Raw genomic sequence first — 4,937 nt, 5'->3', positions numbered from 1 at the left:
GGACCGGGCCGCGCCCGGATCGCCGCGCTGCGCGCGGCGACCCGGTGACCCTACACTGCCGGACCCAAGATCATGACCGCGCTTCTCGACGTCGTCCTTCCGGTTTTCCTTGTTTTGGGCGCGGGCTATGTGGCCGTCTGGCGCGGGCTCTTTTCGGATGCGGGTGTCGACGGGCTCATGGTCTTTACCCAGAAATTCGCGGTGCCCTGCCTGCTCTTTGCCGCCATTTCCACGCTCGACCTGGGCCAGAGCTTCGACTGGCGGCTGCTTCTGTCCTATTACAGCGGCTCAACCCTGTGCTTCATCCTGGGCATTCTAGGCGCACGCTTCGTCTTCGGGCGCAGCCTGCCCGACAGTGTCGCGATCGGCTTCGTCGCGCTCTTTGCCAACTCGGTGCTTCTGGGCCTGCCGATCATGGACCGCGCCTACGGCGCCGAAGCGCTGGTGCCCAACTACGCGATCATCTCGATCCATGCACCGTTTTGCTACCTGCTGGGCATTACCACGATGGAAATCGCCATTGCCCAGAGCCGCGAACCGCTCAAGCTCGTCCGCACAGTGGGCAAGGCGATCTTTTCCAACGCGCTGATGATCGGGATCATCCTTGGCTTCATCGTGAACCTGTCGGGCATGACCCTGCCCGGCGTGGTCGACGAGGCCCTCGGCCTGATGATCCGCGCGGCCCTGCCTGCCGCCCTTTTCGGCCTTGGCGGCGTGCTCTACCGCTACCGGCCCGAAGGCGACGCCAAGGTCATCGCCTTTGTCTGCGTCCTGTCGCTGCTGGTGCACCCGGCGGTGGCCTATGGCCTGGGATGGGGTGTCGTCGGGCTGAGTTCCGAGCAGCTGCGCGGCGCGGTGGTCACGGCGGCCATGGCCCCCGGCGTCAACGCCTATCTCTTCGCCAACATGTATGGCGCCGCCAAGCGTGTTGCAGCCTCTGCGGTTCTCATCGGCACCGCGCTCACCGTTCTGACCGCCTCGGCCTGGCTTGTGCTTCTGCCCTGAGCCGCTTGTGAAATCCCGCGCGGCACCGTAATCAGCAAGGACTTCATGGACCAGAGGCCCACACGCGTGACACCGACCCTGACACAAGCCCCGCGCGGCATTCGCCCCTGCGCAGCCCCCTGCGGGTCCGGCAGCCTGGGACGCGACCAGAGATGAGCGGCTCGGCCAAATCGCTGCTTGTGCGCCTGTGGCGCGAGCATATCGTCGCCTTCTGGCCGATCCTGCTCGGGGCCACGCTGCTGATGGTGATCGAGGGCGGCACGCTCGGGCTCATGTCCTACCTGGTGCAACCCCTCTTCGACGAGGTCTTCGTGGCCGGCGATGCCGCCGCGCTCACCTGGGTTGCCTTCGCGATCGCCGGCATCTTCTCGGTGCGCGCCTTCGCGGGCTTCGGCCAGCGGTTACTGATCGTCAAGGTGGGTCTCAGGGTCACGACGGATCTCCAGACCCGTCTGATCGCCCATCTCCTGGCGCTCGACGCCCGCTTCTTCCAGGACAATTCCCCCGGCGCGCTGATCGAGCGGGTCCGGGGCGACACCTTTGCCCTTCAGGGGCTGGCCAGTGCGACCCTGATGTCCATCGGGCGCGACACGATCGCGGTGATCTCGCTGGTGACGGTGATGGTGGTTGCCGATTGGCAATGGGCGCTGATGGCGCTTGCGGGTGTGCCCTTGCTGATCGTGCCGCTCTACTCGGTGCAAAAGCGCATCCGCTCGACCACCTTCGACGCGCGGGAAGCCGCCTCTGACCTCTCAACGCAGCTCGACGAGATCTTTCACGGCATGGTCTCGATCAAGGTCAACCGGCTGGAACGCTACGAAAATTCCCGCTTCGGCAAGCAAATCGCCCATTTCCTGGGCCGCCAGATGCGGGCCGAGCGGGGCAAGGCCGCCAGCCCCGCGCTCATCGATCTCAGCTCTGCCATCGGCTTTCTCGTCGTGGTCTATTTCGGCGGGTCCCAGATCATCTCGGGCGAGAAGTCGCTCGGCGAATTCATGTCCTTCTTCACCGCGCTGGCGCTGGTCTTCGACCCGATGCGCCGCCTCTCGACCATCGCCGGGCAGATCCAGGCCGCGATGGCCTCGCTCGAACGGCTTTACGCGGTGCTGGAAACGCAACCGACCATCCTGGCGCCGGCGCAGCCCGTTGCCGTGCGCACCGGGGATGTCGTCTTCGACGAAGTGCGCTTTGCCTACGAAGAGTCCGAGGTTCTGCGCGGCCTCAGCTTTACCGCCCAGCAGGGCAAGACAACCGCGCTGGTCGGCCCCTCGGGGGCAGGCAAAAGCACCGTCTTCTCACTTTTGACGCGGCTCGTGGACCCAGGCTCGGGGCGGATCACGATCGGGGGCGCGGCCACCACGGATGTAGACATTGCCGAGCTGCGCGACTCCCTCGCGCTGGTCGGGCAGGATTCCACGCTCTTCGATGACACCATCGCCCAGAACATCCGCCTTGGGCGGCTGGACGCCTCCGATGACGAGGTGCGGGCCGCCGCCGAAGCCGCCTCGGTGCTCGAATTTGCCGACCAGATGCCGCTCGGGCTGGATACGCCCGTCGGGCCGCGCGGCTCGGGCCTGTCGGGCGGGCAGCGCCAGCGCGTGACCATTGCCCGCGCCATGCTGCGCAACGCGCCGATCCTGCTGCTGGACGAGCCCACATCCGCCCTCGATGCGCGGTCCGAGAAACTGGTGGGCGAAGCGCTTGACCGCCTCTCGCAGGGCCGCACCACGCTGGTCATTGCCCACCGCCTGTCAACCATCCGCAACGCCGACCTCATTGTCGTGATGGACAAGGGGCATGTGGTGGAACAGGGCAGCCACGCAGAGCTGATGGCCGCCGATGGCGCCTATGCGCGCCTGCACCAGCTGCAAAGCGCCGGTGTGACCGCCCCGCTCTGAGCCTTGGCGATTCCCCTTCCTTCAGGCCAGCGCCGCATATGGCGGCTCCAGGGGAAAAAAGTGATCTCTTCGGCGCTGGAGGTGCCTGCCCGGGAACCCTGTCGCCTTTTCAAGGGCTTGTAGTCCTGCGAACCCGATGCGGGCCCGGCCCGCCCTGCGCCGCGCCTCTTCACGATGTCCGACCGGCAATTGACAGCGCCCAAAATGATCAAAACACTCGGATCATCCTTTGGCCACTGGGCCAGAAACGCGCGTCCACCAGCCGGGGAACACCATGTTGCACGCGATCTGCAATCTCGTCTCGCGCAGCCTGATCGGCAGGCTTCTGCTAAGCCTTGGGCTGGCGCTGCCCTGCCTCGGGCCGGCGCAGGCGCAATCGACCGGTGACTCGCTGGCACAGTATTACCGGCAGATGGAGCAACAGCTTCTGTCCCAGGGGCTCTTGCGGCAGGAACGGCGGGTTCCGGGCCTCGATGCCCAGACACTGGCCCGCAATTTCATGGCCATCGCCATGCGCTCGGAATACACGCTGCGCGGGGGGGCTGCGACCAGCAGCGGCCACACCGCCCCGCTGCGCCGATGGGAAACGCCGATCCGGCTCGGGGTTCGTTTCGGGGCCTCGGTCGATCGGGCCCAGCAGCAGCGCGACCTGGCCACGATCCGTGGCGTCGCACAGCGGCTTCAGCGGGCCTCCGGGCACTCGATGTCGCTGGTCAACACCCAGGCCAATTTCCACGTCCTCGTGTTGAGCGAGGCCGAGCGCGCCAATATCCGCCCCGTGCTGCAACAAATCGCTCCCGATCTCAGCCGCGCGGCGCAGAACGCCGTGCTCCGGATGCGGCGCAACACGTTCTGCATGGTTGTCGCCATCCCCGGCCCCGATCCCGCGCAGGGGCTGCAACAGGCCATTGCCATCGTGCGCGCCGAACACCCGCCGCTCATGCGCCAGTCCTGCATCGAAGAGGAACTGGCCCAGGGCATGGGCCTGTCCAACGACAGCCGCGACGCGCGCCCGTCGATCTTCAACGATGACGAAGAGTTCGGCGTTCTGACCCGTCATGACGAGCTGCTGCTCAGAATGCTCTATTCCGACAGCCTGCGCTGCGGCATGTCTGCGGGCGCCGTCGATGACTACGTGGAGACGCTGGCAGCGGCCGTGCTGCGCACCGGCTGACCGCGCAGCTTCAAAAACGAAAATCGGCCCCGACCCCGAAGGGCCAGGACCGATCCCCGCACCGCAAGTCGTGGATCCGCCGAAGGGGAGGGACGGATCGGGAACAGGGGGACAGGATGAACTGCGGCGCGGAAGGGAACGGGCCGTTCCCGGCCCGTTCATGGCGTGGCGTCAGTGCGCGTCTTCTTCCGCCAGTTCAGCAAAGATGCGCTGCGCAACCTCGTTATGGCCGAAGCTCTGGGTCGAGATCACCTCGCTGCCGGTGTTCAGCAGGTAGGCCACGATATTGGTGTCCTGGTCCTCGATCGCATGGCGCAGACGGGCCTCGTAGGCCACAGAGGCGTCGGTCGGGTTCGAGCCGCCATTCAGGATGAAGTGAACGATGGGCTGGTTGTTTTCTTCCATCGCCTGGCGCAGCTGGATCAACTCGGCGGTGGTGTAGGCGCCGGGTTCGACACCCAGGGAGCGGGCGAAGCGGTCGCTGGCGACAGCGGCCGGGGCGGCAAGGGCAGCAACGAGGGCGGTGGAGAGCGCGAGGGTTTTCATGGGTCTTTCCTTTCAGGTGCGGTGTGTTGGAGGGCATTGCCTCCGATAGGGCCAAGGTAGGCACCCGATTTCAGTGTTTCATCCCACGAAAGAAGGAGAATTGCGTGATATTGGTGCGTCAGCGCACATAGCGGGCTGCGATAGGGCCAAGACCGTCACGACCGGTTACGGACCCGTGATTTCCAGAAACACCGTGGCCACGCGCCCCCGGGAATCGATCACCGTCAGGTCCACGAAACCCGCGCCGGGCTGTCCGAGGTCCATGTCGCGGTCTTGCACGCCGATCCCGATGGGACGCCCGTTCCACAGCCAGG

General features: G+C 66.0%; 5 protein-coding genes. 3 read left to right on the top strand and 2 right to left on the bottom strand.

Going from position 1 to position 4,937, the window contains the following annotated elements:
* The first annotated feature begins 72 nt into the window (after positions 1-72).
* From ACEQXV_RS08410 to ACEQXV_RS08400, 3 genes are all read left to right on the top strand, one after another.
* Positions 73-1,005, top strand: a complete 933-nt coding sequence (locus ACEQXV_RS08410) for an AEC family transporter (RefSeq protein ID WP_370268716.1) — start codon at positions 73-75, stop codon at positions 1,003-1,005.
* A gap of 152 nt (positions 1,006-1,157) precedes the next feature.
* The gene (locus tag ACEQXV_RS08405) at positions 1,158-2,903 is read left to right on the top strand and encodes an ABC transporter ATP-binding protein (protein WP_370268715.1); all 1,746 of its coding nucleotides are present in this window, start codon (positions 1,158-1,160) and stop codon (positions 2,901-2,903) included.
* A 274-nt stretch (positions 2,904-3,177) separates the two neighbouring features.
* The gene (locus tag ACEQXV_RS08400; RefSeq protein ID WP_370268714.1) at positions 3,178-4,077 is read left to right on the top strand and encodes a DUF2927 domain-containing protein; all 900 of its coding nucleotides are present in this window, start codon (positions 3,178-3,180) and stop codon (positions 4,075-4,077) included.
* 171 nt (positions 4,078-4,248) lie between these two features.
* On the opposite strand, the gene ACEQXV_RS08395 is transcribed toward ACEQXV_RS08400, so the two are convergent.
* Together ACEQXV_RS08395 and ACEQXV_RS08390 are read right to left on the bottom strand one after the other, a co-directional pair.
* Positions 4,249-4,623 carry a hypothetical protein gene (locus tag ACEQXV_RS08395; protein WP_370268712.1) on the bottom strand — a complete coding sequence of 125 codons (375 nt, stop codon included), beginning with the start codon at positions 4,621-4,623 and terminating at the stop codon, positions 4,249-4,251.
* Positions 4,624-4,788: 165 nt separating this feature from the next.
* Entirely contained in the window at positions 4,789-4,932 is a 144-nt protein-coding gene (locus tag ACEQXV_RS08390) for a hypothetical protein (RefSeq protein WP_370268717.1), read from the bottom strand.
* Positions 4,933-4,937 lie beyond the last annotated feature (5 nt).

This window comes from Nioella sp. (assembly GCF_964229645.1).
Lineage (GTDB): Bacteria > Pseudomonadota > Alphaproteobacteria > Rhodobacterales > Rhodobacteraceae > Nioella.
Note: the sequence above shows the minus strand (reverse complement) of the source record. Positions and strands in the feature narration are given on the sequence as shown.